Genomic DNA, 22,901 nt, shown 5'->3' with positions numbered 1-22,901 from the left:
GGGCTGGATCAGTCGCGGAAGCGCTGGCAGGCAGGCCAGTACTTCATCAGCAGGTAATAGCTCAGCCCCGCAGGAATGAGGCTGGCGTACCAGGACACCGCAGAGAAACTCAGGGCAACAACGACACCCAGAACCGTCGCCACCAAAGCCCCGTAGTTCATGCCCTGGTAGGGGCCTTGGGGGTTGTACAGGTGGTCCAGGTTCAGTTCCCGGCCCCGGATCAGGTAGTAATCAACCACCAGCACCGCGAAGATCGGGCCGAGGAAGGCGGAGTAGGTCTGCACGAAGATTTGCAGGCCGGCCGCGGAACCATCTTTAACCAATTCCCAGGGGAAGGTGGCGAAGGCCAGCAGGCCCACGATGACCGTAGCCTTCTTGAACGTCAGCTTGAAGACATCCATCAGCACGTACGTTGGCGGAACCACGTTGTTGAGTACGTTGGTGGTTACCTGGGCGAAGGCAATAAACATCAGGGTGGTCATCAACAGCGGCGTGTTATCCACCGCATTGGCAAAGACCTGAATCGGGTCTGCAACGCCCGTGGCCTCGGAAACCATGTAGCCGATCATGCCCATGAACAGCGTGCAGGGCAGGATGGACATGGAATAGATGGTGGTCATCAGCCCCGGGCCGGTGCCGTGCTTGTGCTCGCGGGCGTAGTCGCTCACGTTCAGGATCATCGTGCTGTAGATGCCGAGGAACAGCATGGTCGCGCCCCAGAATGGCATGCCCCAGGAACCTTCCATGGTCAGCAGGTTGGCCGAGAGGGTGTCGCCGTATCGTTGCACTGTGGCGTAGAACATATAAACCAGCGAGGCCAGGATAAAGGCGCTACCGATGTTCTCCAGCCATTTGATGCCCTGGAAGCCCATCACCGAGAGCCCGATCTGCAGGAACTGGAATGCGATAAAGAAGAACACCAGGTTGTCGAAACCGAACAGGGTGGCGGACACCATATTCAGCGCCCCGGCGCCGATCCAGCTCTGAAAGCCATACCACACGATTGCTGGCACAGCTCGAACCAGGCCGGGCAAACGGGTGCCGGAAAAACCGAACGCGCTGCGGGCCTGTACCATGAAAGGAATGCCGTATTTGTAACCGGCCGCGCCGTTGAGAGCCAGGGCCGCACCAATGACGAAGCAGCCAATGGCAATGGCCAGCGTGGCCTGGATAAGGTTAAGGGTGCCAACCACGCTGGACCCCATGGTGAAGGTGCCGATGGAAACGCAGCCCCCGAACCAGGCCAGCAGGTAGGACGCTCGCCCCATGATGCGGGTTTTCTGGGGAGCAAGGGATTCATCCCCGAGCGCCTTGGTAGCTGTCTCGGGTGCGTTCTCGGGCACCCCCCATTCTCGTTGTGCATGCAGTGTCATTGTCCACTCCGTACTGGGTGTAAATGTGTGTGCCCCGATGTGGCTTGTGGGGCTTTATAGTTAGAACTGCATCAGATCTCTTGGCGGCTTTATGTCTTGTTCTGTTTTTATCGGGTATTCAGGTCAGAGAAGCTCTCAAAACGACCGGTAAACGGTTTCGGGCGCGGAAAGGCCAGGTCACCGTGTTTGCTGGTGCCCAGGTTCAATCCAACCAGTGCCTCAGACAGTTTGACGGCTGCGGTAACCCCCTCAATGATGGGCAGGCCAACCGCGTCGGTAAGGTAATCGGTCAGGTCCGCCATGCCACCGCAGCCCAGCACGATGGCGCCAATGTTGTCCTCTTCCTTCGCCCTTCGGCATTCCTCAACCAGGCGCTGCACCGCGACCTTCGCATTGCGTTCCAGGTCCAGCACCGGGATTTCCGCTGCGCGCACGCGCCGGCAATGGTGGTTGAAGCCATAACTTTCCAGCAGATGCTCGGCGATGATGCCGGTACGGCCCAGTGTGGTGACAACGGAAAAGCGGGTGCTGATCATGGTTGCGACGTGGAACGCCGCTTCCGCGATGCCGATAACCGGCGCCCGGGTCAGCTCCCGGGCGGCCAGCAGGCCGGGATCGCCAAAGCAGGCAATAACATAGGCATCGACGGGATCTTCACTGCGTTCCCCAGCCAACACCTCCTCGGCGACACCCACGGCGCTGATGGCTTCATCGAAATGGCTTTCGATGGAAACCGGGCCACTGGCGGGCTGGGTGGCGGTAATACGGGTACCCGATGCCGCCACGTTTTTCGCTGCTGTGCCGATGGTTTCGGTCATGGCGCGCGTGGTGTTGGGGTTGATAATTCTGATGTGCATGGTTTCCCCGGTTGACATACTTTGTGAACAATACAATATGTAATTGTACACAATTTAGAACGGAGACTCCTGGCGTGCAAGTTTTCGTTGCAGAAAAATGGCAGGAAGGGGGCTGATCGGTGTTGGCGAGTTGCCACAGGAAAACGATTTTTCGTATACAATAATTTCACAGCGTGGATGTAAGAGCCCCCACAACCAAACCCTCGGACTCGATTGAGGACATGTTTCTATGAGTATGACGCCAGAATACCCCCGTGACCTGATCGGCTACGGCCGTGCATTACCGGAGGTTCGTTGGCCGGGCCAGGCGCGGGTGGCCGTCCAGTTCGTGCTCAACTATGAAGAGGGTAGCGAGAACTGCGTGTTACACGGGGACAGCCACTCAGAGCGCTTTTTGTCCGAGATCGTGGGCGCCGAGCCCTTTGCCGACCGCCACATGAGCATGGAGTCCATCTACGAATACGGCTCCCGGGCGGGGGTATGGCGCATCCTGAACGAGTTTGAGCGCCGCGGCCTGCCGCTGACGGTATTCGGCGTCGCCATGGCCCTGCAGCGTAACCCCGAGGTAGCGCAGGCGTTCCGGGAGCTGAATCACGAAGTGGCCTGCCATGGCTGGCGCTGGATTCACTACCAGAACATACCCGAGGAGATCGAGCGCGAACACATGCAGCGCGCCATCGACATCTTCCAGGAGCTGTACGGCCACAAGCCCTCAGGTTGGTACACCGGCCGGGACAGCCCCAACACGCGGCGGTTGCTGATGGATGAAGGCAGCTTCCTGTACGACAGCGACTACTACGGCGACGACCTGCCGTTCTGGCGTCGCCAGAGCGATTCCAGCGGCGAGCTGCACAACCACCTGATTGTTCCCTACACGCTGGACACCAACGACATGCGGTTTGCCACCCCGCAGGGATTCAACACCGGAGATCATTTCTTCGAGTATTTGCGGGACGCCTTCGACGTGCTGTACGAAGAAGGCAAGGACACGCCAAAGATGCTCTCCGTGGGGCTGCATTGCAGGCTCATCGGCCGGCCGGGCCGCTTCCGGGGGCTTCAGCGCTTCCTTGACCATATTGAGGCCCACGATCGTGTCTGGGTGACACGGCGTGTGGACATCGCCCAGCACTGGGTAAAGCACCACCCTATTGATTCCGGAGCACTCTGATGACCAACCGACAAACCCACTCCCCCTACTACGCGCCAACGGGCGGCCACCCGCCGCAGACGCAGTTGCTGACGGACCGCGCGGTATTCACCGAGGCCTACGCAGTAATCCCGAAGGGCGTGATGCGGGACATCGTTGCCAGTTACCTGCCGTTCTGGGACAAAACGCGCCTGTGGGTCCTGTCGCGCCCCCTGTCCGGATTCGCGGAAACCTTCTCCCAGTACATCATGGAAGTATCACCCGGCGGCGGCAGTGACAAGCCGGAAGTGGACCCCGGAGCGGAAGCCGTACTGTTTGTGGTGGAAGGCGAACTGACCCTGACCCTGGCGGGACAGACCCACACGATGGCGCCAGGCGGCTATGCCTTCATTCCGCCGGGCAGTGACTGGCAGGTGCGCAATGAGGCCTCGTCAGCGGTGCGTTTCCACTGGATCCGCAAAGCCTATGAGGCCATTGATGGCATTGACCTCCCCGAGCCCTTCGTCACCAACGAGACCGACGTAGAGCCCATCGAAATGCCCGATACCAACGGCTGCTGGGCCACCACCCGCTTTGTGGACCAGAGCGACATGCGGCACGACATGCACGTGAACATCGTGACCTTCCAGCCGGGTGGCGTGATTCCGTTCGCGGAAACCCACGTGATGGAACACGGCCTGTACGTACTGGAAGGCAAGGCCGTATACCTGCTCAACAAAGACTGGGTTGAAGTAGAGGCCGGCGACTATATGTGGCTACGGGCCTTCTGCCCTCAGGCCTGTTACGCCGGCGGCCCGGGCCAGTTCCGCTACCTGCTGTACAAAGACGTTAATCGCCATATGAAGCTCTCCGGCTTTGGCGGCCGCTGAGCCCGTTTGAGGACAAAGAAGATGCTGAACCTGAAAGCCCAGCCGCTCACTCCGGAAGCCTTCGAGCCCTTCGGCGACGTGATCGACAGCCGGAGTGCCAACTCATTCCCCATCAATGGCGGGCGAACCCAGCGCTACCACGACCTGGCCAGCGTCGAGATTCTGGGCGATGGCGGCCGGCCCCTGATCAGCATCTTCGTGAGCCAGCCGGTACAGGTACCCCTGGCGGTAGACTGCCTGGAACGCCATCCCCTGGGCAGCCAGGCGTTCATCCCCCTGCATGGCGAGCAATTCCTGATCGTGGTGGCGCCACCCGGGGATGCGATTGACCCGCAGAGCGTGCGGGCATTCATCACCGACGGGCACCAGGGCATCAACTACCGGGCGGGCACCTGGCATGCGGTCCATTCAGTCCTGGACCACGAGGGAGAGTTCCTGGTGGTGGACCGTGGTGGGCCCGGGCACAACTGCGATGAGAAACCGGTGGAGATACTCGTCAACCTCGAGTGATTACGGCTTCTGCCACGGATAAGCCGTCGCCTTTGCCTCCCCGAAGGCCATTGAGTTTGACCCGGAGAACGGCCGTGACGCCCTGAGACCGGGCCGCCGGCAAGGGCGTGCTGACACAGGGAGTTTTCCTGCCATCATGGAGCGCTGACAGGAACATCTTGGCACACCACTTCCACATTGATGCCGTCAGGGTCCAATACGTACGCCGCATAATAGTGCTCGTGGTAGTGCTGTCGGATGCCTGGCGGACCGTTGTCGATACCACCGGCCGTCAGTGCGGCCTGGTGAAAAGCGTCGACGATGGCTCGCTCTCCCGTAGCGAAGGCAATGTGCGTGCCGGCTCCTGAGGGTTCGTTGTCATGGATCCAGAGACTGGGATAGCCGTCTTTGCCGAAGCCGTGGCGTGTACCTCCTGTGCGGGTGCGCTCGGGCCCGACGGTGATGACCCGGACGATATCCAGAGGCGCGAGGGCAAGTTCGTAGAAGCGCCGCGATACTTCGGCGTCGCGAACGGCAAATTCGATGTGGTCGAGAATGGTCATGGTGTTGCAGCTGCTCCAGTGGCAGGGATAATGAAGCCGTTTTAGGATCTGTTGCGCTTCATTCTACCAATCTGTGATGGTCGTCCCTTCGATCGTCTCGGCGAATCCGCCACCGAATAGCCGCGCTGGTGTTTCGAACCCCGGCCTGCGGTCACCGCCCAGTACCCGGCGCGCGGCCTCGATCGCAGCCAGCGGTGTGTAGGTATAGCCATTGACGGTTTCGATCATAGATCGGGCAACCGTGCCATCGGCCCCCGTCACCTCCGCTACGGCGCGGGCTCGATGGGCGTCGCGTTGTTCTGCGGTTGGGCCATCAGGCAGTTGTGACAGGTCGCCCTCCGGAAACGCATCGCCACTGACATGCACGAACATAGCGATGTTGGGTATGCCGGAAGAGTGCCAGCCGGTCACCAGATCACCGAACGACAGCGGCGCGCACTGCACCGGGCCTTCACCAAAATCGAAGTATCTCGGCTGCGCACCGGGGGTCGGGACGAGGTGGCCGTTGACCCTCGCCATCAGGCCGGCGCTGATAATCTCGCCGGCACTTATGGCGGACCCTCGCGACATGGCTCCGGGAACCTGAAGTGCCACGCTCAGGGATTGTGGCTCGTGCACACGCTGCGCAACATGCACCGCCAGGCAGTCTGTCGGCACCACGTCCCAGCCCACGCCAGGCAGGAGCATGACACCGGAGTCAGCCGCTTCGGCGCACATTCTTTCTGCCAGGCGATAGACGTTGATCTCGGCAGTGATGTCCAGGTAATCGACGCCGGCTTTGAGACATGCCCGCATCAATGGTTCCGCTGTTTTCGCGAAAGGACCGGCGAAGTTCAGCAGCACATCCACGCCGGTCAGTGCCTTTGCTGCCCCGGCATCGGCATCGCCATCGACGTCAAACACGCGAAACGGAACCGCCAGGGCGTCCGCGAGCAAGGCCAGCGTTTGCCGATTGCGTCCGGCTATCTCGACATCGAGCCCTGACGCCTTGGCATGCTCTGCCGCCATGCGACCGGTATAGCCTGTGGCGCCGTAGATCAGTAGTTTTTTCATTGTGGGTGCTGCCAGTTCTTGTAGACGAACTCGATACTGTAGCTATCGGGATCCAGAACGTTGGCGGCGTAGTAATTGGGGTCGTAATGCAGCCGTGCCCCAGGCGCGCCATTGTCGATGGCCCCGTTGTCGATGGCCTTGGCGTAGGCCGCTTCGACCTCCGCTTTGCTGTTCGCCACGAAACCGACGTGAACGGTTTTTCCCTCAACTACCCCCTCACGTAGCCAGAAGAACATCCGACCATTGGCGCCGAAACCCTTGAGATCCGGGTGGCCTGGCGGGCCGTCTTTCCCGTTGTAATCGAGCCGCGCGGATATCCCCAGCGGGGCAAGCGTAGCTTCGTAGAAGCGAATCGAGCGTTCGATGTCGCTGACGGAAAGAAAGATATGATCAAGCATGCGGTGTTCTCCTGGACGCAGATGAAGAGTTAGATCCAATAGCGAGGTGTTCACTGTAACCAATACTCCCCACCGCAGGCTCAGCCGTTCCTGCTCGAAACCTGCCCGTTTCTGCTTTTTGCTTGCGCGGATGTGCGTCCAGGATCAACATACCTCACCATGAACGATCAACTGCTTGAGCTTCGCTCCCTGGCTTCCAAGGCCGAGAATCGCCGTACTGAAACGGGCATCCCGCGTGTGGCCATGGTTCAGGGCCAAATTCCGGAACATATGCTGGCGGCCGTCTACGACCCGATGATCAACCTGATCCTGCAGGGCAGCAAGACGATGACGATCGGCGACCGCACGCTGCGCTATGACCCGGCCACGTATTTCGTCATGTCCATTGAGTTGCCAGCGGTGGGCACGGTCCATCCGGCGGCTTCAGGGGAACCTTATCTCGCGTTGAGTCTGACGCTTGATCCCACGGTACTCTCGACACTGCTGACCGACCTGTCCTCGCCCGCCCGGAATACTGAGAGCGACGCAGCATTTTCGGTAGCGGCCACCACTCCGGCATTGATGGACGCGTGGCTACGCATGCTGCGGCTGATGGGCAGGCCTGAAGAAATAATGGCCCTCGCCCCCGTGTACGAGCGGGAGATTCTCTACCGGGTCCTGCAAGGCCCCCACGGCTGGATGCTGCGTGATATTGCGGCGCCGGATACGGCCATGGCCCGCATCAGCCAGGCCATCCAATGGATCCGTCGGGATTTCGCCGAGCCGATCAGAGTGGAGGCGTTGGCCCAGAAAGCGGCGATGAGCGTGTCCGCTTTCCATCGGCACTTCAAAGCGGTCACTACGCTGAGCCCATTGCAGTATCAAAAACGGATCCGGTTGCTTCGGGCAAGAATGCTCATGGTGGCCAGCGCTAAAAGTGTCACCAACGCAGCCTTCGAAGTCGGCTATGAAAGCGCCACGCAATTTAGCCGTGATTACGCCCGGGTATTCGGGCTCCCGCCCGCCCGGGATACCGCGAGAATGAGGCATGCAGATACACCGCACCATCCTCGGTCAAACAGGGGACGACAATGGCATTGACTTTACTGCGCCGGGGTAGGTGTGATAACGACGCCAGCGATGCGGGGGTTACCCTGGAACAGCTTTCTGCCACCTACACGCTAACCGGCGGGGATGTCTTTAACACCACCATTACTATTCAGGAAGACGGTACCCTGGAAGGCAGCGATGAGTCGGGTTGCCAGTATTTTCGTTGGCCAGCGGTAGATTCGAGTCCCCTTCAACCTTTACTGGAAGCAAACACACTCCGCCCCAGCCACTGCCAAAGGTCCCGGCAATCCCGCTTGCTGCCACGGACAAGCAGCCGGCGCGCCTGTTGCTCGGCATCCGGGTCACTGTCGCCGGTCCAGATTTCGGTCAGGCTGGCAACGCTGGCCTCCACCACCAGGGTCAGCTCGTGGCCCGGGTCTTCACGGCACAGGTCGATCTCGCCGTTGGCAACCACCAGCCACCAATGCCGTTCCCGTTGCCGGGCATCATTCAGGAAAAAATGGATGACCACTTTGCGGTCGGAGGGGAATTCGTCAATGTGTGCGAAACGGCGGATATCCCACATCAGGAAGCCGGCATCCAGCTGGTTTGCCTGCAACCGGCTGCCAATCCATCGTGCCCCCCAGTGACCAATGGCCAGGATGATCGGGCGCAGCTCCTCACCCGCCGGTGTAAGCACATACTCCTGGCGGCTGCCCTCCTGCACCCGCCGAAGCACGCCCACCTCCTCAAGCTTTTTCAGGCGCTGGGCCAGAAGCGTTGCCGACATTCGCGGCAACCCCCGCCGGATCTCGTTGAAATGGGTGCTGCCACACAGCAGCTCCCGCACCACCAGCGGTGTCCATCGCTCGCCGAGTATTTCCGAACCCCGGGCAACGGTACAGAACTGTCCATAGTTGGTCATGAGCGTTGGCTCCATGGGCGGCGTGAGTGCCCCGACTTTTCATCCTAGTCCTTTTCAGTACGGCTGGCGCTCCATTTTCTGGACTATCGCCCGCACCTGCCCGGGGAGATAGTGATTTCAGACGCCACGGTAAAGGGGAACAACATGATCAGGCTCGCCATCGTTCAGGAACCACCGGTCTTTCTGGACCGGGATAAGACCATCGAAAGGGCGGTACAACTGGTACAGGATGCCGCCAACCAGGGAGCCCGGCTGATCGTTTTCTCGGAAGCCTTCATCCCCGGCTATCCCGCCTGGATATGGCGGCTGAAACCGGGCGGCGATTGGGGGTTGTCGGAGCAGTTGCACGGGCGCCTGCTGGGCAACGCCGTCCAGCTCGGATCTGACCAGTTGCGCCCCCTGCTGGAGGTTGCCAAAGAAATGCAGGTGACCATTGTGTGCGGCATCGATGAGCGCGACGAAGACACCAGCCGGGCCACCCTCTATAACTCGGTAATCACCATCAGCCCGCAGGGTACGGTGCAGAACTGCCACCGCAAACTCATGCCCACCAACCCGGAACGCATGGTATGGGGTTTCGGCGATGCCAGCGGGATGAAAGTCATCGATACCCCCGTTGGCCGGGTCGGGTCACTGGTGTGCTGGGAAAACTACATGCCACTGGCGCGCTACGCGTTGTTCGCCCAGGGCATTGATATCTACATCGCCCCCACCTACGACAGCGGCGACCGCTGGATTCGCACCCTTCAGCATATTGCGAGGGAAGGGGGATGCTGGGTGCTCGGCGCGGGCAATGTGCTGCGCACGAGCGACCTGCCTGCGGACTTCCCGGAGGTCGAACGCCTGTATCCGGACAAGGAAGAATGGATCAACTCCGGAGATTCGGTGGTCATTTCGCCCGCCGGGGAAATCGTCGCCGGCCCCCTGCGCAAAGAAACCGGCCTGCTGATCGCCGACATTAATGTCAGCGACGTGAACGCGGCAAGGCGCAGCCTGGATATCGTCGGCCACTACGCCCGGCCGGACATATTCTCACTGCAGGTAAACACCCGGCCGCAAAGGCCGGTGAGTTTCAATGAGTAGGGTGGAAAATGGTACATTTCCCATTTCGATGGTTTCGTAATTTATGCCTTCGATTAAAATAATACAATTAATCAAATATATGATTTTTAATAAAATAAATTCTTGTAAATTAAAACATCGTGTCGTATTTTTGCAATTGTTGGCTGTCGTATTTTTGTGGAGTTGGTGATGGCTCTGACCACGCTTAAAAGTAAGATCAAATACCGTCTAAGCCGGAGTAAGGATACTGTCTTTACGCCGAAGGACTTCCTTGACCTCTCTGGAAGAGATCAGGTAGGTCGTGTGTTGCGTGATCTTATGGCTGATGGGATTGTTATCAGGTTCGGCTATGGTTTATACGCCAAAGCTGAGAGATCACCGTATTCTGGCAAGATCGTACCAAAGAAGCCCTTGCCTGCCTTGGCTGAAGAAGCGTTGAACAAGCTAGGGGTGAAGGTGGTTGCCTCGACCGCCAAGGAACTCTACAACAGCGGCAGGTCAACGCAGGTCCCGACGGGGCGGGTAATAGGTGTAAAAGGGCGTGTATCACGCAAAATGGGCTATAACGGACAGTCGGTAAAACTAGAGCATGTCGCTTGACAAGGATGTCGCAGAATATCTATCCAGGGAAGAGGGTATAGACCCGGCCTTTATCGAAAAGGACTGGCACGCTGTTAGGGTGTTGGAAGCTCTCTCTGGTCACTCCCATGAGGGCATTACTACCATTTTTACTGGCGGAACTAGCCTCTCCAACGGTCATGGTCTTTTGAAACGATTTTCCGAAGACCTTGATTTCAGGGCGCGAATAGAAGGAACGCATAGCGCCAGTCAGCTTAAAAAGCAAAAAAGTTCCTTTCGAAAAGGTGTTATCGGTGTATTGCGCGAAATTGAAGGCATCTCATTTGGAGATGGCGATATTGTCGTCGACGGCCTGGGCTTCAAGATTCAACTCGCTTACCCCAAAGAATTTGAAACCCCTCAAGGGATTAGACCCGAACTTCAGATAGAGTTTAGTTATACCCAGCCTCGACTAGACCCCAAACACCGCCCCATAGCCTCCATGATTGCTCGTTATAAGGATGATCCGGACGAAACCGGATTTCTCTGCCTCTCACCGGTAGAGATAGCGGCGGATAAGTTCAGTAGCCTTGTCTGGCGGGTTCATAAGCGGGACAGGGAAGACGAGAAAGACGACCCGGCTATGCTTCGCCACCTTCATGACTTAAGCGCCCTGAAAGACATGGTTGAAGAGGACAATGCCCTCTTCGTTGCTACCACACTTGACTCCTTTGCGACCGACCAGGAAAGGCTGAACCGTCGGGTTAGTATGGCTTTGAAAGACGCCGCGCTGAAAGCGTCAACTATCATGCAGAGCGACGCCCTCTACCGGGAGGAGTATCAGCAATTTGTGGATGCTATGTCCTATGCCCCTGACGATGAGCGGATTGATTTCGCTCAGGCGCTGGATAATTTTCAGAAGCTAGCAAATCTGTTGGACGCCTAGCAAAAAAATGAATATGGCCGACGTGTCAGCAAACACACTCCGCCCCAGCCAAAGGGCCCGGCAATCCCGCGTACTGCCACCAGAGCTCAGACGGCATAATTGGAGCTCATTCTCTTCATTTGCCCATTAGCGTAGCCGCCGGGAATGCGACGGCTACAATGTTCGGCTCAAGCAATGTGCTTTCGATGCTCAATCGCCGGAAAACGAAATTCAGGGACGACAGACAAAGTAGTCGTTCTGGATGTCGTGTTCCAGTTCGTGCACGCCCACTCTGGTGAAGCCCGCACGTTGCATATAATCCAGCGCGCGCTCCCGGCCCCACATGGTTCCCAGCCCCTCGCCCCCCTGAGCCAGGGAAACGGTCATGCAGTGCATGCAGGAAATCGCGTACAAAAATGCCCCCATCGGGTGGTCCGCATCACTATGGTGGTGGCTGGTGCCGCGTATGTCCTGGGCCAGATAGACCCCGTCTGGCGTTAACGCCTTGCGAATGCCCTTCAGTACGTTCAGCGGTTTGGCCTGGTCATGGATGGCATCGAAAGTGGTGATAAACTCAAAGCTCGCCTCTGGTGCTGTTTGATCGAAGTCGGTCAGGTCACGCACCTCGAAACGGATATTCTCCAGCCCCCGCTTCTGTGCTTCGTCTTGAGCCCATCGTATGGCTTCCTCAGACAGGTCATAACCGGTGAACGTGCTGGCGGGAAAGCGTGTGGCCATTTCGATCAGCGCTTTGCCGCGCCCGCACCCCACGTCCAACACCCGGATGCCCTGGATCAGCCGTTGCTCGATGCCTTCGGCCAGGGGCAGAATGCCATCGAACAGTGCTGCCAACACCGTCTGGCTGCTGTCCTCCGCCATTACTTCGTGGAAGCGCTCGTAACGTTCGTAGGGCACGCCGCCGCCCTCACGGAAGCAGTGCAGTATGTCGTCTTCCACCTTGCCAAGCAGTGGTATGAACTGGGCGTAAACCGCCATGGTTACCTCCGCCGCGCTTGACAGGAGAGCGGCCCACTCATCGGGCAGTTGATAGGTGTTTGTTTCGGGATCGTTCTCAATCACACGGCCCGCCACCAACGCGCCCAGCCATTCGCGCACATACCGTTCCTGCAAACCGGTATTGTGAGCTAACGCGGAGCTGCTCAAGGGACCGGCACCGTGCATGGCGTCGAACAGCCCCAGGCGATGACCGATGGACACCATCAGCAACATGCCGGCGTCGTTCAGGGCGTTTACATAGCGTTCCTCGTGCTGTGCGAAACGTTCTTCGTCAAAGGCTTTTCGGGTTGGTTGTGCTAGCGAGTTCATGGCAGCTTCCTTCAATCAGGATCAATGGAGGTTTCAGGCTAGCCTTGGTGCCACCCGAGTGCTAAGGTCAAAAAGTACCCAATTTGGCTGTTTCTGCCACCGTCAGATTCCCATGAACATGCACAAGATTTCCGTTGCCCTGCTCGTCACGCCGGAATCCACTTCAGGCACGCTTTTCGGCATGTACGATCTGTTCAAATCGGTACAGCGAGACTGGCACCTGCTGCAGCATGGGGTGCCTGGCGAAGGCGTTTATGAGCCCCGGCTTGTGGGCAGGGAAACCGGCTTTGCGACCATCTGCAACGGCATCAGGGTGGAAGTCGAAGCGAAAATCAATGCGGAGCAACCACTGGATATTATTTGCCTGCCGGACCTGTTTATCGCTCCAGATGAGCCTGTAGCGGGGCGGTTCGAGCAGGAGCTGGCCTGGCTGCAAGCCTGTTATGAAAAAGGAACACTGCTGGCTGCCGCGTGTTCAGGCACCCTGCTGCTGGCGGAGGCCGGTCTTCTGAACAATATGGATGCCACCAGTCACTGGGGCTACTGCGATGTTATGCGCGAACGCTACCCGTCCGTTCGTGTTCACCCCAAGCGTTCCCTGGTGGTCAGTGGCCGCGAGCACCGGCTGGTGATGGCTGGCGGCGGCACCTCCTGGCAGGATCTGGCCCTGTACCTGATTGCGCGCACTCTGGGGCTGCGCCAGGCACAGGAAGTGGCCAAAATATACCTGATCGACTGGCACAGTGCCGGCCAACAACCCTATGCACTGTTGGCCCGCACCCGACAGTCCGACGACCCCATCATCGGTGAGTGTCAGTCCTGGGTGGCGGAGCATTACGATACCCACTGCCCCGTTGCTGCGATGATGCAGATGAGTGGTCTGTCCGAACGCTCATTCAAACGCCGCTTTCAGAAAGCTACCGGCATGACACCCATTCAGTACGTGCACACCTTGCGCCTGGAAGAAGCCAAACAGCTACTGGAGTCAACAGATACGTCCATCGAAGCCATTGCCGGGGAAGTGGGATATGAGGATATGAGCTTTTTCTCCCGCCTGTTTCGGCGGGAGGTGGGTCTGACCCCAGGCCAGTACCGGCGCCGGTTCGGTGCCCTGCGTCGAACCTTGCAAAGCATCACTCCTGATGGTGTACCGCTGAACCGATGACGATGGCCAAGGCTCTGGGCCTCCTGATTTCTGCTACTCTGCGAACATCGATTCCAGATGTGCCTGCAACCCTTCATCAAGTCTCTCTTTAGTTGCTTCTCGAATCAGGATGAGGCCGTTGTCTTCAAGCTCCCTGACCGACTCCTCGAATTCTGGAAACCCCTGAATGGGAAAATCGCTGACGTGTACAATCTTATCTTCGGAAAGATCCACCACAAAAATGGCCGATGGGATTGTCAAGATTGCGGTGTCTGTTATCGCATTTGACTGGACAAAGATGCCAGATGACCTGAGCGCCATCAGGTACTCATAGCCCGCCTGGGTGAGCTCAGTCCGAAACTTCTCGGTCAGGTTAAGGCCCACTGGTGCTCCCTCGGAATCCAGTTGCGGAGACTTGAATACGCTTTTCTCAAATTCTTCATAGGATTCCGGGGAAACAACTGAAGCAGCGGGTTCGGCATTTAGGTTCTGGCTTGAAGCGGCCGCCGTCAGCTTGTCTGTATACTCCTGGTCTATGTCCCAGAAGCCTTCGAATACGGCTTCCTGCGTGCGCGTTTCGTTCCAGAGGACTTTGTATACCATCTCGTTATAAGTGACCTTTTTGTCAACGACGTAAGCTGCTGTCGCCAGCTTCCCGTTCTCAATCCCACTTGCGATATCGGGGGTCAGAGACGGTGTCGCGCAACCGGACAAAACTACCAGAGAGAAAACTACCGTTAACAGTCTCAGCATCTTATTCTTCACCTTTTCGTTGATCTAAAACCTGCCGTAAAACACCGCTTTCATCGAAGCCATAAACCATGGCCGCATTCTCGAATTCTTCTCCCGCAACCTCATCGATAGTGACATGCTGCATGTTGACGGAGGTCGCATCGACAGGGACCGGAATGATAAACCCGGACAGGCGGGGAGAGGCGGTATAGCCCCACAACAACATACCGGACTCATTTTTGACCTCCGCCGGTAGCCCCAGCGCTTGGGCAACGTCCTGCTTGCTTGTTTCACCAATCGCAAACTCGACCTGCTCGAAATCGGCACGGTTACCAACGGTGGCTGAGCAACCCACAAGAAGGGCGGCGGCGAGGAGAGAAGATATTCTGACTGAAGAATTAAACATGCTTTAAATCCGTGACTTATGTTGAAGAAGTTCAGAGTATAGATAATTAAATTCTGTTCATTTCAAGAAAATTGTAACGTTTTGAAAGCAGTTGATGCTCAGAATGTGAGGCTGGTCAGATCAACAATCAGTACCTTCTCATCGCCTGCAAGGAACAGGGTGTTGCCGTCATTCGATATCGCCAGGCCCAATGCACCCCTGGGCCCATCAGCCAGACTTATGGTTTCGCCGATCTGCTGTGGAGCTGCCGGGTCAGACAGGTCGTACTTACTTAACAGGTATGATTCCGTGCCATTGAACCGGGTAAACGTGTAGGCGATTGAGCCATCCGGAGAAAAGGTGGAACTGGTATGGGACAGAGGTAAAGAGCTCAACAGATCCAGGTTTTCATCGTAGAGCTCCTCCCCATTGATCAGGATCAGCGATCCATCGGGTGAGAATGTGGCGCTCCGAAAACCGATAGTCCCCCGAATGAGACCGGTTTCAGAAGGAATGTTTTCGCCAGTAGTGAGCCTGTAAAGTCTGCTGGTAGTAATATTGCGCTCCCCCAGGAAAATCTCGATTCCGTTCGGTGAAGAAAACAGGTTTGGCTGGAAGGAGGAATAGTTCACGAGCGTACCCTGGCTGGTACGGAACTGCAGCGTGCCCGTTTTTCCGGAGTCGAGATCATAGGTAAAAATTGGCGACCGCTGATCATTGGAAACGCCATAGATAACTCCGTTGCTCCCCGCCTCGACGTGGTCGAGCGAGTAATCGATTCCCAGTTCAACATCACCCTGGTCGCCCAGGGTCATTGAGTTGGTACCGAGCTCGACTTCATAGAACCGTATCCCGTCTACCAGCACCAGAGTCCTACCATCCGGCGCCAGAGCGGCATCGCTTACACCGGCAAGGTAGAGCTGATCGAACTCCCAATTTGTTCCGGAATCAAACCTGTACCGCTCAAGAACACCGACGGTAGGGTTGACCACGTAGAGCGCGCTGCGTTGGTTGTCAAAGATGATCCGGCTTTTTTCACCGGCAGAAGCGATGTCGACTGACTGGAATGTCTGGTCCGGGATCACGTGCAGATCCACCGTGCCCGGGAAATCCACGTCAGATCCTGAAAGTTTTCCTGACAGAGTCACCGGGTGAATACCCTCACTCAAGCCTGGGACGGTCATGCTTATATGGGAATCGCTGATGATCTCGACATTGGTGGCAGGTGCGCTGCCGACATGGATCGCGGGTAGAGTGCCGGCGTCCAACTGGTCGAAGCCATGACCGCGAAGCGCAACATCTGACGCAACGCCCTCCCGGGCGACATAGGGCGATACATAGGTGATTTCAGGGTCTGGCAATGGCAGGTCAGAGATGGTGTAAGTGATGGGAATGGTAATGCGTTTGCCGGAATTCTCCACGGCCAGGTAGCTTGTATGAACCCCAACATCAAGAAAGTAGGGCGCCTTGACCGTTACCTCAATATTCATGGTGTTGTCGCTGGGGAAAGTCGTATCGGCAGAGTCTATTACGTCATCTGTGTAAACGGTATCGGGAGTTTCAGTCTGGGCTTCACGGGCAGTGATTATAATCTGTCTGGAGGGCGGGGCTTCCTGATCAATTCTGGCGGAAAAGGTGAGTGATGCTGGGGAAACCGAAAATTCGGACCCTATATCTGAAGGATCAGAAGTGCCATCACTTCCGCCACCTCCACACCCCGCCAGGACCACAAAAGCAAAGAACGCCAAAAAACAGCGTAAGTATCTGAGAGGAGCCATTTATCAATATCCCTTTGATGGAGTGCCAGTCGTTTGAAGATGAAAAGATTAATTGAATGTAATTAATCTGGCAACACGTCAAGGGTGAAGGCAGCGGTTGTTCTCCCCCATCTTGAACTTCTGGATATTCCCGGCTTTGTCCCGGTTTTCGGGTTTTCGTCGAGTCCGAAGCTAGGCCTACTCGCCGCGCGCGGCCTCCGCCTCGCGGATCGCAGGGCAGTAGTCCATCGGGCGGAGTTCGATGCCCCAGCCCAGTTCCTCGCCCATGCGCGCTGCCGGGTGTAGCGAGGCGAGCCTCACCGCAGCGTCGAAGTCCGGCGCTTCGATGATCACCACGCCGCCCACAACCTCCTTGGTTTCCACGAACGGCCCGTCGGTAACCGTCAGTTTGCCGTCCTTGAGGCGCATCGCCTTCGAGCCCCAGCTCAGGCTTCCGCCCCATGTGACCTCGCCAGCCGCCTGCATCTCGGCGTCGAAGCGTTTGCACTTCTCCCCAATCTCGGCCAGCTCGTCTTTGCTCATCTGGTTGAACTTTTCTTCGTTTCCGTAGGCCAGCAGCATGTATTTCATGGTGTTTCTCCCGATCGTTGTTTCATAAAAAATCTTCGATAGACTCATTGGGTAGTCGATCGGGCACCGCGATTTTCGACAATCGTGCGATTTTTTTCGATGCGGAAAGATGGCCAAGCCGCTGGGCTTCCTGGAGGTGCTGCCAAGCTCTGACCCGGCGTTAGCGCGACGTTCCTTTGACCGGTTTGCCAAACTTGAGCGCCAGATCCATGTCGGCATGCTCAAAGTCGGTCTCCATGTACTGATGCTTCTCCTGGCGCACGACGAGGTAACGCCCCCAGCGATCCGGTGCAGAGTCGCTGAAGGCATTGAATATAGGTTTATCGTGCGGGAATTGAGGGCCCCTTAATACCTGACGCGCTGTGGCAGCCGTTCCTCCTCTAACATTAGGCCTATTTCATCGTTTTCAGTAGCGGCAAGATCGGACAGGCCGTCAAGCATCTGTAAAACGAAAAGGGCTTGAGCGAGGTGTCCTAACTGCACGGTAGGGTCGCCATTTTCAATTTTTCTAAGAGTGGGCGCGCTGACCCCCATGCGCTCAGCCATGGTGGCGGCTTTTATGGGGCGTCGCTTTCTGGCCATCCGTAAATCAGCGCCGAGCTTTTTCAGCGCTTTTTGAACGGATATCGGGTATCGGCGTTTCATATTAATGCAACTATAGTTTCGCATAAATGCGGTTAAGAGAAATTATGACTTCTCTTAATGTCCTTTTCAAGGAATTAGCGCTAGTAGCGACAGGATTCTACCTTTATTGAAACTATAATTTCTCTTAAAACGGTTTAGGAAAAAATATAATTTCACTAATGTGTATCCGCCTGGGCGAATTCCATGCCCAGCCTTGCTATGCAACTTCCCCACGGAAGATGAAATACGCCGCCCCCACCATGCAGAGGCCCGCCCACAGATAATCCAGTCTCAGCGATTCCTTCATATAAAGTATGGCGAAAAGCACAACCACGCTGAGCGTAATGATCTCCTGAAGGATCTTCAGTTGCCCCAAACGTTTTACTGGCGAGCTTCAACGTACCTGGCAAAATTATCCAGGATGGCTTGCCATCCCTGGCGCTGATCTTCCACAGAATTCTCGGATTCAGCCTCGAACGTGACACGCACAGTGACACCGGTTGCGCCAGAGACAAACTCGACCAAAGCAGAGCGGTCTCCAAACGAATACTCAATCAGCTCGTTAGGAACGATCTTAGTGTAGGTTCCGGAAAAGTCGAAGCCGAAGCTGCCGTCTTTGGCTTCCATGCGTGATGAGAATGCCCCGCCTACGCGCAACTCGACAGTGGATTCGGTTGTGTGCCAGTCTTCCGACGCGGCATTCCACTGCTTGATATCGTTCGGCGTTGTGTAGGCACTCCAGACTTTTTCGACGGGGGCGTTGACGACAGTTTCAACGGTGATGTTCATCGGGTGACTCCTCGTGGTTGGCAATGGACTTACCGCAGTGGGCACTAACTGCTGTTTACCAATAGTCGATTGGGCACCGCGGATTTCGACAATCGTGCGGTTTTTTCGATGCGGTAAGATGGCTTAAATGCCGTACTTCCTACGGAGCATCAAGGCACTCCTTAATTGAGTTTTTCATATAGGAAACAAGCGCTTCGAAACCCTCCTGCTTCTCCTCCCATCGATCCTCAATTATTCCCAGGTAACCTTCTCGCGCATACTTCAATAGCCTTGCGTGGTCAGTAGGTACTTGCTTTTCCGCCCACTCCGCCCCAGCATCTTTTGGGGCGATATCGCCAGTGGCAGTCGTCAGCCACATACGTGATAAGGTCAAAACGACATTACGTTCATCACCTGCGGCCCCTGCCAGAAGGCTCGGCAAAGAATCACTGATGGCCCGTCGAAGATCCGCTACTGGCACTGGCTCGAAAAGTTCAGCAGCATCGCTTCCATACAGCGGCAGGCTGTGATCGATCACCTGTTTCAGAACAATTGCAAGATCAGGATCGCAGACTGGCTCCGGGACGCTACCGGCCTCAAATTGCTCTCGTAACCACTCACCGTATACGAACTCAGCGCGGGGCGGAAATTGCCAGGGAACAACATCAGAGACCGTTATCACCGTCAGCTCTAACGGCCTGATGGCTTTTGAGTTTCCAATCGCGCCGGATACGCTCATCAACTGAGCAACAAGGGACTTCCTTTGCTCAAAGGTAGGAGGGTCAGAAACGGCAACCAACATATCTAAGTCGCTGTCACGCTTTAAACCACCAACGACAGCAGAGCCGAAGAGATAAATACCGACGATCGAGTCATCAAGCACAAGTTCAACGAGTGACAGTGCTTGTTTTACTTCGTTTGGTATCTCCGGGTTTACCATATTCTGGGCACCGCGGTTTTCGACAATCGTGCGATTTTTTTGATGCGGTAAGAAAATAAACCTGTCCCGATTTCACTGCTGTTGTTCAGCTAGATTTCCATCCACGAGGTAAATGGGGGCCCATTACGCAGTCCACGCCAAATGCGAACTGGAAATTGATGGATAAAATCAACCTTTCCCGGGCTTTGCTGCTTCAGCTCTTAATGCCCCAAGCAGGGGAAGTAACTCGGGAACGTCGTCCTGGATGATGCTCCAGAGCGTGTCGTCATCGATACCAAGATAACCATGAATCAGACGATTTCTGGTCGCAATAATCATTCGCCACGGTATTTCCGGGTGGGCATTCCGTACTTCGCTAGGGATGTGTGTGGCAGCTTCTCCGATCAGTTCCAGGTTTCGAAGTGTGGCGTCATAGGTCAGTTCGTTTTCCACGAACCCGGCTTGATCGAGCCCTTTGGTGTAAGTCAGCACCTTTTCGGCAAATTCGATCATATCGCTCAGGTAGAAATGCCATTCACGCTGGAAGTTATCAGACACGTACTTGCTCCCTTTCAACGTACGGACGTAGCTCTGGGCGTAAGGCTTTTTCGGTAACCAGGTCGACAGGGCAGCCGAGCAGATCTTCCAGATAGAATTGCACGCCAAAATAACGCTTAGAGGTAGCCGGGCCGTCGAAGGCCACCAGCACATCAATGTCGCTGTTGCTAGTTGCTGTATCGCGGGCGGTGGAGCCAAACAGCGCCAACTGGGTTACGCCAAAACGGGCCTCCAGATCAGGCTTGCTGTGAGTGAGCAATTCAAGAGCTCGCTTTCTGTCCATCGTTCAACCTCCGGTGCGCATTTCCAACGGTGTCCTGTTTGCCAGTCTATCAAAAAGCCGCTCCTAAGGTACGGTCGGCTTAAATGCCGTACTCCCGCTCCACCTTCGCAATCCGAACCCGAAAACTGGAATACCATTGCTGATGGCCAAGCCGTTGGGCTTCCTGATGCTCCGCGTTCTGCTTCCAGTTGCGGATGGCCTCAAGGCTTTCCCAGTAGGACACCGTAATGCCCAGGCCCTCCCTGGCAGACTCCATGCCCAGGTAGCCTGGTTGCTGGGCCGCTAATTCAGCCATTCGCTCAGCCATTTCGGCATAGCCGTTGTCGCCGTCTGTGCGGTGGCTGCTAAAGATAACGGCGTAATAGGGAGCTTTGGGGGTATTGGCGATGTCAGACATTGGTCACTCCAGGGATAATAGGGATTGTTTGAAATTGCATCCATGCTCTCCTTAGCAAGTAATACGGCCGGTGCGCGCGCGTTCAATCCACTGTTGTCTGGTCATCCGCCATTCAACCTGGGTCCAGCCTTTGTTAGACATCCAGTCGGGAGCCGGTCGTGTGATGGCCGTGGCGCCAAGCGCTTCTACCAGCCTCGCTATACGGGAGTTCGCACTGACAGTGCCACCATAAATGGTATGCAGCTCCAGGGTATCAAAGCCGAACATGGCCAAGGCTTGCATTACCTCCACCGCGTAGGCGTATCGCCCCCAGTATTCCGGCGCCAGTTCGATTCCCAATTCCGCTGTCCCTGCTTCCGCATTCGCACATCGCAGCCCACAACAGCCAACAAGTACCTGGGGAGAGCCCCGTAAAATAATGGCGAGTTGATAGTTCAGCCGTGGCTGCTCAGCCGCCCATGCCTTGAACAGGCCAATGAGCTCGCGAGCATGCTCGGGATTGGCTTGCTCGGAACCATAGAATTCCTGAGAGCGCGGATCGTTGTGGTACGCCTCGAATGCGGCAGTATCCCCATCCTCGAAATCGCGAAGAATGAACCTTCTCGTTACCAATTCCATCGTACACGCTCACTCCCTTAAGGCTGCCAAAGGCTATGTGGCTACCGCCTTCACCATACTATTTGTTTGTCCGTCGTGGAGGTTTCTTCTGCATAAGCTCTCAAGCTCGGCTAAGTGCCGTATTCGTCGTGCAAACGCCACCACTCATACGGAGGGGTTTGCGGCCAGCCTTCGGGAGAGTCTTCCCATCCTTCCTGCCGCCCGTATGGTGTGAGGTCGAGCAGTCTAAAATTGGTGTCGAACAGCTCGCCGCCGCGATCGGTGGTGAAGTATGTGCGGTATATGCGATCCTCATCATCACGAATGAACACGTTGACGGCAAACCCCTTCCCCGCATCGAAGGCGTCGGCGAAGCGGCGACCGTGATCCGTGTACCAGGGAGCGTTCCAGCCCATCCGTTTTTGCAGGGCAATAATCTCGTTCTGCGGTGCCGGTGATGTGAACACGAAGGTGGTATCTCTGGCATTGACGTGTGAAAGATTGTGGCCAACATTGTCCATAACCATTGAGCAGCCCATGCAGGGCGCCGCACCGGGCTCCAGCATTGCGCAATAGACGATCAGTTGCCGGCGCCCATGGAACAGGTCAATCAGTGATGCCTCACCCTCGGGTCCGGTGAAGGCGTAATCGTCTTCGACAGGTACCATCGGTAGTCTGCGGCGCTCAGCGGCCAGCGCATCCAGCGCTCGCGTCAGTTTCTTTTCTTTGGCGAGTAGCTCCTGGCGCGACTTTTGCCACTCTTCATGCGATACGACTTTTGGAAGTGCAATTTTACTTGCTGTCATGATCTAGTCCTCGTTAGTTCAAGATGTACTTCCTAGTCGAATGGGGAAGATCGATTTCGACCACTCCAGGTGCGTCATCGTTATGTGGTAGAGGTGCGCTCATTGAACAGAATCCTGTTTGAAAACGGGTCTACCACCTCGAATATTCTGTCGCCCCATGGGGCTGTAGTAATTTCCGGGCGACTGTAGCGGTAGCCACGCGAGGTTACTTCATCGTAAAGGCCCTCGAGATCATCCGTATTCACGAACGTTTTGGAGCCAGGTGTGCAGTCCCCTGAATGCTCGCTGAGGTGGAAGACGAGGTCACCTCTGGAAACCTGCATATAGATGGGAAAGTCTTCCCCGAAGCGGTGCTCCCAGTCCACCGACATACCGAGGAACTCCAGATAGAACTCCTTGGCCTTTGCCTCATCAAAAATTCGGATAATCGGGATTGTTTGAAATTGCATCCATGCTCTCCATTAGCAAGTTATGTGACCGGAGCGTTTGCCAAAGGCTAAGTGGCTGCCGCCTTCACCATACGGCGTTTGCGGTAGATACGAACATCCCAGCCACGGTATTTGGTATGGGTATCAATTCTGAACCCCACTTTCTCCGCCACACAAGCAGAAGCGGTAATCCCCCCATTTTTAACGGGGTTCAAAAGTAGACCTCAGGCCATCATGGCCAACTTCTGTTGAGGGGTAATCCCTCCGAGTCCCATATTGGGTCGTTCGTGATTGTAGTGCCAGAGCCAGCGGGTGGCATAATCCTGGACTTCTTCGGT

General features: G+C 56.3%; 29 protein-coding genes and 1 pseudogene. 8 read left to right on the top strand and 22 right to left on the bottom strand.

What is annotated here, in order from left to right; translation table 11 throughout:
- Positions 1–8: 8 nt before the first annotated feature.
- Positions 9–1,373, bottom strand: coding sequence for an NCS1 family transporter (locus NLU14_RS10835; RefSeq protein WP_275706306.1), 1,365 nt, complete (start codon positions 1,371–1,373; stop codon positions 9–11).
- Between the two features lie 107 nt (positions 1,374–1,480).
- Positions 1,481–2,230: an aspartate/glutamate racemase family protein gene (locus tag NLU14_RS10830; RefSeq protein WP_275706304.1), complete on the bottom strand. Its 750-nt coding sequence runs from the start codon at positions 2,228–2,230 to the stop codon at positions 1,481–1,483.
- Between the two features lie 235 nt (positions 2,231–2,465).
- Between NLU14_RS10830 and puuE the strand changes: the two genes are divergently transcribed.
- Genes puuE through NLU14_RS10815 form a run of 3 tightly spaced genes read left to right on the top strand, consistent with a single transcriptional unit; the run spans position 2,466 to position 4,756 of the window.
- Positions 2,466–3,398, top strand: coding sequence for an allantoinase PuuE (gene puuE, locus NLU14_RS10825; RefSeq protein WP_275706750.1), 933 nt, complete (start codon positions 2,466–2,468; stop codon positions 3,396–3,398).
- The gene (locus tag NLU14_RS10820; protein WP_275706302.1) at positions 3,398–4,246 is read left to right on the top strand and encodes a bifunctional allantoicase/(S)-ureidoglycine aminohydrolase; all 849 of its coding nucleotides are present in this window, start codon (positions 3,398–3,400) and stop codon (positions 4,244–4,246) included. Before puuE ends, NLU14_RS10820 begins: the two co-directional genes overlap by 1 nt.
- A gap of 21 nt (positions 4,247–4,267) precedes the next feature.
- Entirely contained in the window at positions 4,268–4,756 is a 489-nt protein-coding gene (locus NLU14_RS10815; protein ID WP_275706300.1) for an ureidoglycolate lyase, read from the top strand.
- Positions 4,757–4,890: 134 nt separating this feature from the next.
- Here the strand turns inward: NLU14_RS10815 and NLU14_RS10810 are convergent, their stop codons facing one another.
- The 3 genes from NLU14_RS10810 to NLU14_RS10800 form a co-directional block, all read right to left on the bottom strand.
- Positions 4,891–5,298, bottom strand: a complete 408-nt coding sequence (locus tag NLU14_RS10810) for a VOC family protein (RefSeq protein ID WP_275706298.1) — start codon at positions 5,296–5,298, stop codon at positions 4,891–4,893.
- A gap of 63 nt (positions 5,299–5,361) precedes the next feature.
- The gene (locus tag NLU14_RS10805; protein WP_275706296.1) at positions 5,362–6,351 is read right to left on the bottom strand and encodes a saccharopine dehydrogenase family protein; all 990 of its coding nucleotides are present in this window, start codon (positions 6,349–6,351) and stop codon (positions 5,362–5,364) included.
- Positions 6,348–6,749: a VOC family protein gene (locus NLU14_RS10800; RefSeq protein ID WP_275706294.1), complete on the bottom strand. Its 402-nt coding sequence runs from the start codon at positions 6,747–6,749 to the stop codon at positions 6,348–6,350. Before NLU14_RS10800 ends, NLU14_RS10805 begins: the two co-directional genes overlap by 4 nt.
- A gap of 159 nt (positions 6,750–6,908) precedes the next feature.
- Here NLU14_RS10800 and NLU14_RS10795 point away from each other — a divergent pair, with 159 nt between their 5' ends.
- The gene (locus NLU14_RS10795) at positions 6,909–7,829 is read left to right on the top strand and encodes an AraC family transcriptional regulator (RefSeq protein WP_275706292.1); all 921 of its coding nucleotides are present in this window, start codon (positions 6,909–6,911) and stop codon (positions 7,827–7,829) included.
- A gap of 199 nt (positions 7,830–8,028) precedes the next feature.
- On the opposite strand, the gene NLU14_RS10790 is transcribed toward NLU14_RS10795, so the two are convergent.
- A complete protein-coding gene (locus NLU14_RS10790) occupies positions 8,029–8,703 on the bottom strand; it encodes a winged helix-turn-helix transcriptional regulator (RefSeq protein ID WP_275706290.1) in 675 nt (224 codons plus the stop codon).
- Between the two features lie 144 nt (positions 8,704–8,847).
- Between NLU14_RS10790 and NLU14_RS10785 the strand changes: the two genes are divergently transcribed.
- The 3 genes from NLU14_RS10785 to NLU14_RS10775 all read left to right on the top strand — a co-directional run bounded on the left by NLU14_RS10785 (position 8,848) and on the right by NLU14_RS10775 (position 11,269).
- Positions 8,848–9,786, top strand: coding sequence for a carbon-nitrogen hydrolase family protein (locus NLU14_RS10785; protein ID WP_275706288.1), 939 nt, complete (start codon positions 8,848–8,850; stop codon positions 9,784–9,786).
- A gap of 168 nt (positions 9,787–9,954) precedes the next feature.
- Positions 9,955–10,365 carry a DUF6088 family protein gene (locus NLU14_RS10780; protein WP_275706286.1) on the top strand — a complete coding sequence of 137 codons (411 nt, stop codon included), beginning with the start codon at positions 9,955–9,957 and terminating at the stop codon, positions 10,363–10,365.
- On the top strand, positions 10,355–11,269 hold the full coding sequence (locus NLU14_RS10775; RefSeq protein ID WP_275706284.1) for a nucleotidyl transferase AbiEii/AbiGii toxin family protein: 915 nt from the start codon (positions 10,355–10,357) through the stop codon (positions 11,267–11,269). Before NLU14_RS10780 ends, NLU14_RS10775 begins: the two co-directional genes overlap by 11 nt.
- 210 nt (positions 11,270–11,479) lie before the next feature.
- On the opposite strand, the gene NLU14_RS10770 is transcribed toward NLU14_RS10775, so the two are convergent.
- Complete coding sequence (locus tag NLU14_RS10770; RefSeq protein ID WP_275706282.1) at positions 11,480–12,574, bottom strand: class I SAM-dependent methyltransferase; 1,095 nt, start codon at positions 12,572–12,574, stop codon at positions 11,480–11,482.
- Between the two features lie 118 nt (positions 12,575–12,692).
- On the opposite strand from NLU14_RS10770, the gene NLU14_RS10765 reads away from it, so the two are divergent.
- Positions 12,693–13,739, top strand: a complete 1,047-nt coding sequence (locus tag NLU14_RS10765; protein WP_275706280.1) for a GlxA family transcriptional regulator — start codon at positions 12,693–12,695, stop codon at positions 13,737–13,739.
- A gap of 33 nt (positions 13,740–13,772) precedes the next feature.
- Here the strand turns inward: NLU14_RS10765 and NLU14_RS10760 are convergent, their stop codons facing one another.
- The 15 genes and pseudogenes from NLU14_RS10760 to NLU14_RS10690 all read right to left on the bottom strand — a co-directional run.
- Positions 13,773–14,471: a hypothetical protein gene (locus tag NLU14_RS10760; RefSeq protein ID WP_275706278.1), complete on the bottom strand. Its 699-nt coding sequence runs from the start codon at positions 14,469–14,471 to the stop codon at positions 13,773–13,775.
- A 1-nt stretch (position 14,472) separates the two neighbouring features.
- Complete coding sequence (locus NLU14_RS10755; RefSeq protein WP_275706276.1) at positions 14,473–14,856, bottom strand: hypothetical protein; 384 nt, start codon at positions 14,854–14,856, stop codon at positions 14,473–14,475.
- A gap of 98 nt (positions 14,857–14,954) precedes the next feature.
- The gene (locus NLU14_RS10750; RefSeq protein ID WP_275706275.1) at positions 14,955–16,325 is read right to left on the bottom strand and encodes an IPT/TIG domain-containing protein; all 1,371 of its coding nucleotides are present in this window, start codon (positions 16,323–16,325) and stop codon (positions 14,955–14,957) included.
- A gap of 465 nt (positions 16,326–16,790) precedes the next feature.
- Complete coding sequence (locus tag NLU14_RS10745) at positions 16,791–17,183, bottom strand: YciI family protein (RefSeq protein ID WP_275706273.1); 393 nt, start codon at positions 17,181–17,183, stop codon at positions 16,791–16,793.
- Positions 17,184–17,528: 345 nt separating this feature from the next.
- A complete protein-coding gene (locus NLU14_RS10740; protein WP_275706271.1) occupies positions 17,529–17,828 on the bottom strand; it encodes a helix-turn-helix domain-containing protein in 300 nt (99 codons plus the stop codon).
- Between the two features lie 196 nt (positions 17,829–18,024).
- Positions 18,025–18,192 (bottom strand): annotated as a pseudogene (locus NLU14_RS10735) (DMT family protein); the annotation flags it as partial.
- Complete coding sequence (locus NLU14_RS10730; protein WP_275706269.1) at positions 18,189–18,596, bottom strand: SRPBCC family protein; 408 nt, start codon at positions 18,594–18,596, stop codon at positions 18,189–18,191. The gene NLU14_RS10730 and the pseudogene NLU14_RS10735, both read right to left, overlap by 4 nt.
- Before the next feature lie 139 nt (positions 18,597–18,735).
- The gene (locus NLU14_RS10725; protein WP_275706267.1) at positions 18,736–19,515 is read right to left on the bottom strand and encodes an aminoglycoside adenylyltransferase family protein; all 780 of its coding nucleotides are present in this window, start codon (positions 19,513–19,515) and stop codon (positions 18,736–18,738) included.
- Between the two features lie 168 nt (positions 19,516–19,683).
- On the bottom strand, positions 19,684–20,052 hold the full coding sequence (locus tag NLU14_RS10720) for a HepT-like ribonuclease domain-containing protein (protein ID WP_275706265.1): 369 nt from the start codon (positions 20,050–20,052) through the stop codon (positions 19,684–19,686).
- Positions 20,045–20,335, bottom strand: a complete 291-nt coding sequence (locus NLU14_RS10715) for a nucleotidyltransferase family protein (RefSeq protein WP_275706263.1) — start codon at positions 20,333–20,335, stop codon at positions 20,045–20,047. Before NLU14_RS10715 ends, NLU14_RS10720 begins: the two co-directional genes overlap by 8 nt.
- A gap of 79 nt (positions 20,336–20,414) precedes the next feature.
- Complete coding sequence (locus NLU14_RS10710) at positions 20,415–20,732, bottom strand: antibiotic biosynthesis monooxygenase family protein (RefSeq protein WP_275706261.1); 318 nt, start codon at positions 20,730–20,732, stop codon at positions 20,415–20,417.
- Positions 20,733–20,783: 51 nt separating this feature from the next.
- Positions 20,784–21,350 (bottom strand): GNAT family N-acetyltransferase, encoded by a 567-nt coding sequence (locus tag NLU14_RS10705; protein ID WP_275706259.1) that lies wholly within the window; start codon positions 21,348–21,350, stop codon positions 20,784–20,786.
- Positions 21,351–21,460: 110 nt separating this feature from the next.
- Complete coding sequence (locus tag NLU14_RS10700) at positions 21,461–22,135, bottom strand: DUF899 domain-containing protein (protein WP_275706256.1); 675 nt, start codon at positions 22,133–22,135, stop codon at positions 21,461–21,463.
- 80 nt (positions 22,136–22,215) lie between these two features.
- Positions 22,216–22,584, bottom strand: coding sequence for a glyoxalase superfamily protein (locus NLU14_RS10695; protein WP_275706254.1), 369 nt, complete (start codon positions 22,582–22,584; stop codon positions 22,216–22,218).
- 203 nt (positions 22,585–22,787) lie between these two features.
- Positions 22,788–22,901, bottom strand: a 114-nt coding sequence (locus tag NLU14_RS10690; protein ID WP_275706748.1) for an integrase core domain-containing protein, incomplete at its 5' end; no start/stop codon positions are given.

This window comes from Marinobacter iranensis (assembly GCF_029207565.1).
GTDB classification, from domain to species: domain Bacteria; phylum Pseudomonadota; class Gammaproteobacteria; order Pseudomonadales; family Oleiphilaceae; genus Marinobacter; species Marinobacter iranensis.
The sequence above is the reverse complement of the archived record's forward strand: the minus strand, read 5'-3'. Positions and strand labels throughout refer to the sequence as shown.

Coding starts and splice junctions, on each gene's coding strand:
- NLU14_RS10835 (WP_275706306.1), bottom strand. CDS start 1,373: ATGACACTGCATGCACAACGAGAATGGGGGGTGCCCGAGAACGCACCC.
- NLU14_RS10830 (WP_275706304.1), bottom strand. CDS start 2,230: ATGCACATCAGAATTATCAACCCCAACACCACGCGCGCCATGACCGAA.
- puuE (WP_275706750.1), top strand. CDS start 2,466: ATGACGCCAGAATACCCCCGTGACCTGATCGGCTACGGCCGTGCATTA.
- NLU14_RS10820 (WP_275706302.1), top strand. CDS start 3,398: ATGACCAACCGACAAACCCACTCCCCCTACTACGCGCCAACGGGCGGC.
- NLU14_RS10815 (WP_275706300.1), top strand. CDS start 4,268: ATGCTGAACCTGAAAGCCCAGCCGCTCACTCCGGAAGCCTTCGAGCCC.
- NLU14_RS10810 (WP_275706298.1), bottom strand. CDS start 5,298: ATGACCATTCTCGACCACATCGAATTTGCCGTTCGCGACGCCGAAGTA.
- NLU14_RS10805 (WP_275706296.1), bottom strand. CDS start 6,351: ATGAAAAAACTACTGATCTACGGCGCCACAGGCTATACCGGTCGCATG.
- NLU14_RS10800 (WP_275706294.1), bottom strand. CDS start 6,749: ATGCTTGATCATATCTTTCTTTCCGTCAGCGACATCGAACGCTCGATT.
- NLU14_RS10795 (WP_275706292.1), top strand. CDS start 6,909: ATGAACGATCAACTGCTTGAGCTTCGCTCCCTGGCTTCCAAGGCCGAG.
- NLU14_RS10790 (WP_275706290.1), bottom strand. CDS start 8,703: ATGACCAACTATGGACAGTTCTGTACCGTTGCCCGGGGTTCGGAAATA.
- NLU14_RS10785 (WP_275706288.1), top strand. CDS start 8,848: ATGATCAGGCTCGCCATCGTTCAGGAACCACCGGTCTTTCTGGACCGG.
- NLU14_RS10780 (WP_275706286.1), top strand. CDS start 9,955: ATGGCTCTGACCACGCTTAAAAGTAAGATCAAATACCGTCTAAGCCGG.
- NLU14_RS10775 (WP_275706284.1), top strand. CDS start 10,355: ATGTCGCTTGACAAGGATGTCGCAGAATATCTATCCAGGGAAGAGGGT.
- NLU14_RS10770 (WP_275706282.1), bottom strand. CDS start 12,574: ATGAACTCGCTAGCACAACCAACCCGAAAAGCCTTTGACGAAGAACGT.
- NLU14_RS10765 (WP_275706280.1), top strand. CDS start 12,693: ATGCACAAGATTTCCGTTGCCCTGCTCGTCACGCCGGAATCCACTTCA.
- NLU14_RS10760 (WP_275706278.1), bottom strand. CDS start 14,471: ATGCTGAGACTGTTAACGGTAGTTTTCTCTCTGGTAGTTTTGTCCGGT.
- NLU14_RS10755 (WP_275706276.1), bottom strand. CDS start 14,856: ATGTTTAATTCTTCAGTCAGAATATCTTCTCTCCTCGCCGCCGCCCTT.
- NLU14_RS10750 (WP_275706275.1), bottom strand. CDS start 16,325: ATGAATATTGAGGTAACGGTCAAGGCGCCCTACTTTCTTGATGTTGGG.
- NLU14_RS10745 (WP_275706273.1), bottom strand. CDS start 17,183: ATGAAATACATGCTGCTGGCCTACGGAAACGAAGAAAAGTTCAACCAG.
- NLU14_RS10740 (WP_275706271.1), bottom strand. CDS start 17,828: ATGAAACGCCGATACCCGATATCCGTTCAAAAAGCGCTGAAAAAGCTC.
- NLU14_RS10730 (WP_275706269.1), bottom strand. CDS start 18,596: ATGAACATCACCGTTGAAACTGTCGTCAACGCCCCCGTCGAAAAAGTC.
- NLU14_RS10725 (WP_275706267.1), bottom strand. CDS start 19,515: ATGGTAAACCCGGAGATACCAAACGAAGTAAAACAAGCACTGTCACTC.
- NLU14_RS10715 (WP_275706263.1), bottom strand. CDS start 20,335: ATGGACAGAAAGCGAGCTCTTGAATTGCTCACTCACAGCAAGCCTGAT.
- NLU14_RS10710 (WP_275706261.1), bottom strand. CDS start 20,732: ATGTCTGACATCGCCAATACCCCCAAAGCTCCCTATTACGCCGTTATC.
- NLU14_RS10705 (WP_275706259.1), bottom strand. CDS start 21,350: ATGGAATTGGTAACGAGAAGGTTCATTCTTCGCGATTTCGAGGATGGG.
- NLU14_RS10700 (WP_275706256.1), bottom strand. CDS start 22,135: ATGACAGCAAGTAAAATTGCACTTCCAAAAGTCGTATCGCATGAAGAG.
- NLU14_RS10695 (WP_275706254.1), bottom strand. CDS start 22,584: ATGCAATTTCAAACAATCCCGATTATCCGAATTTTTGATGAGGCAAAG.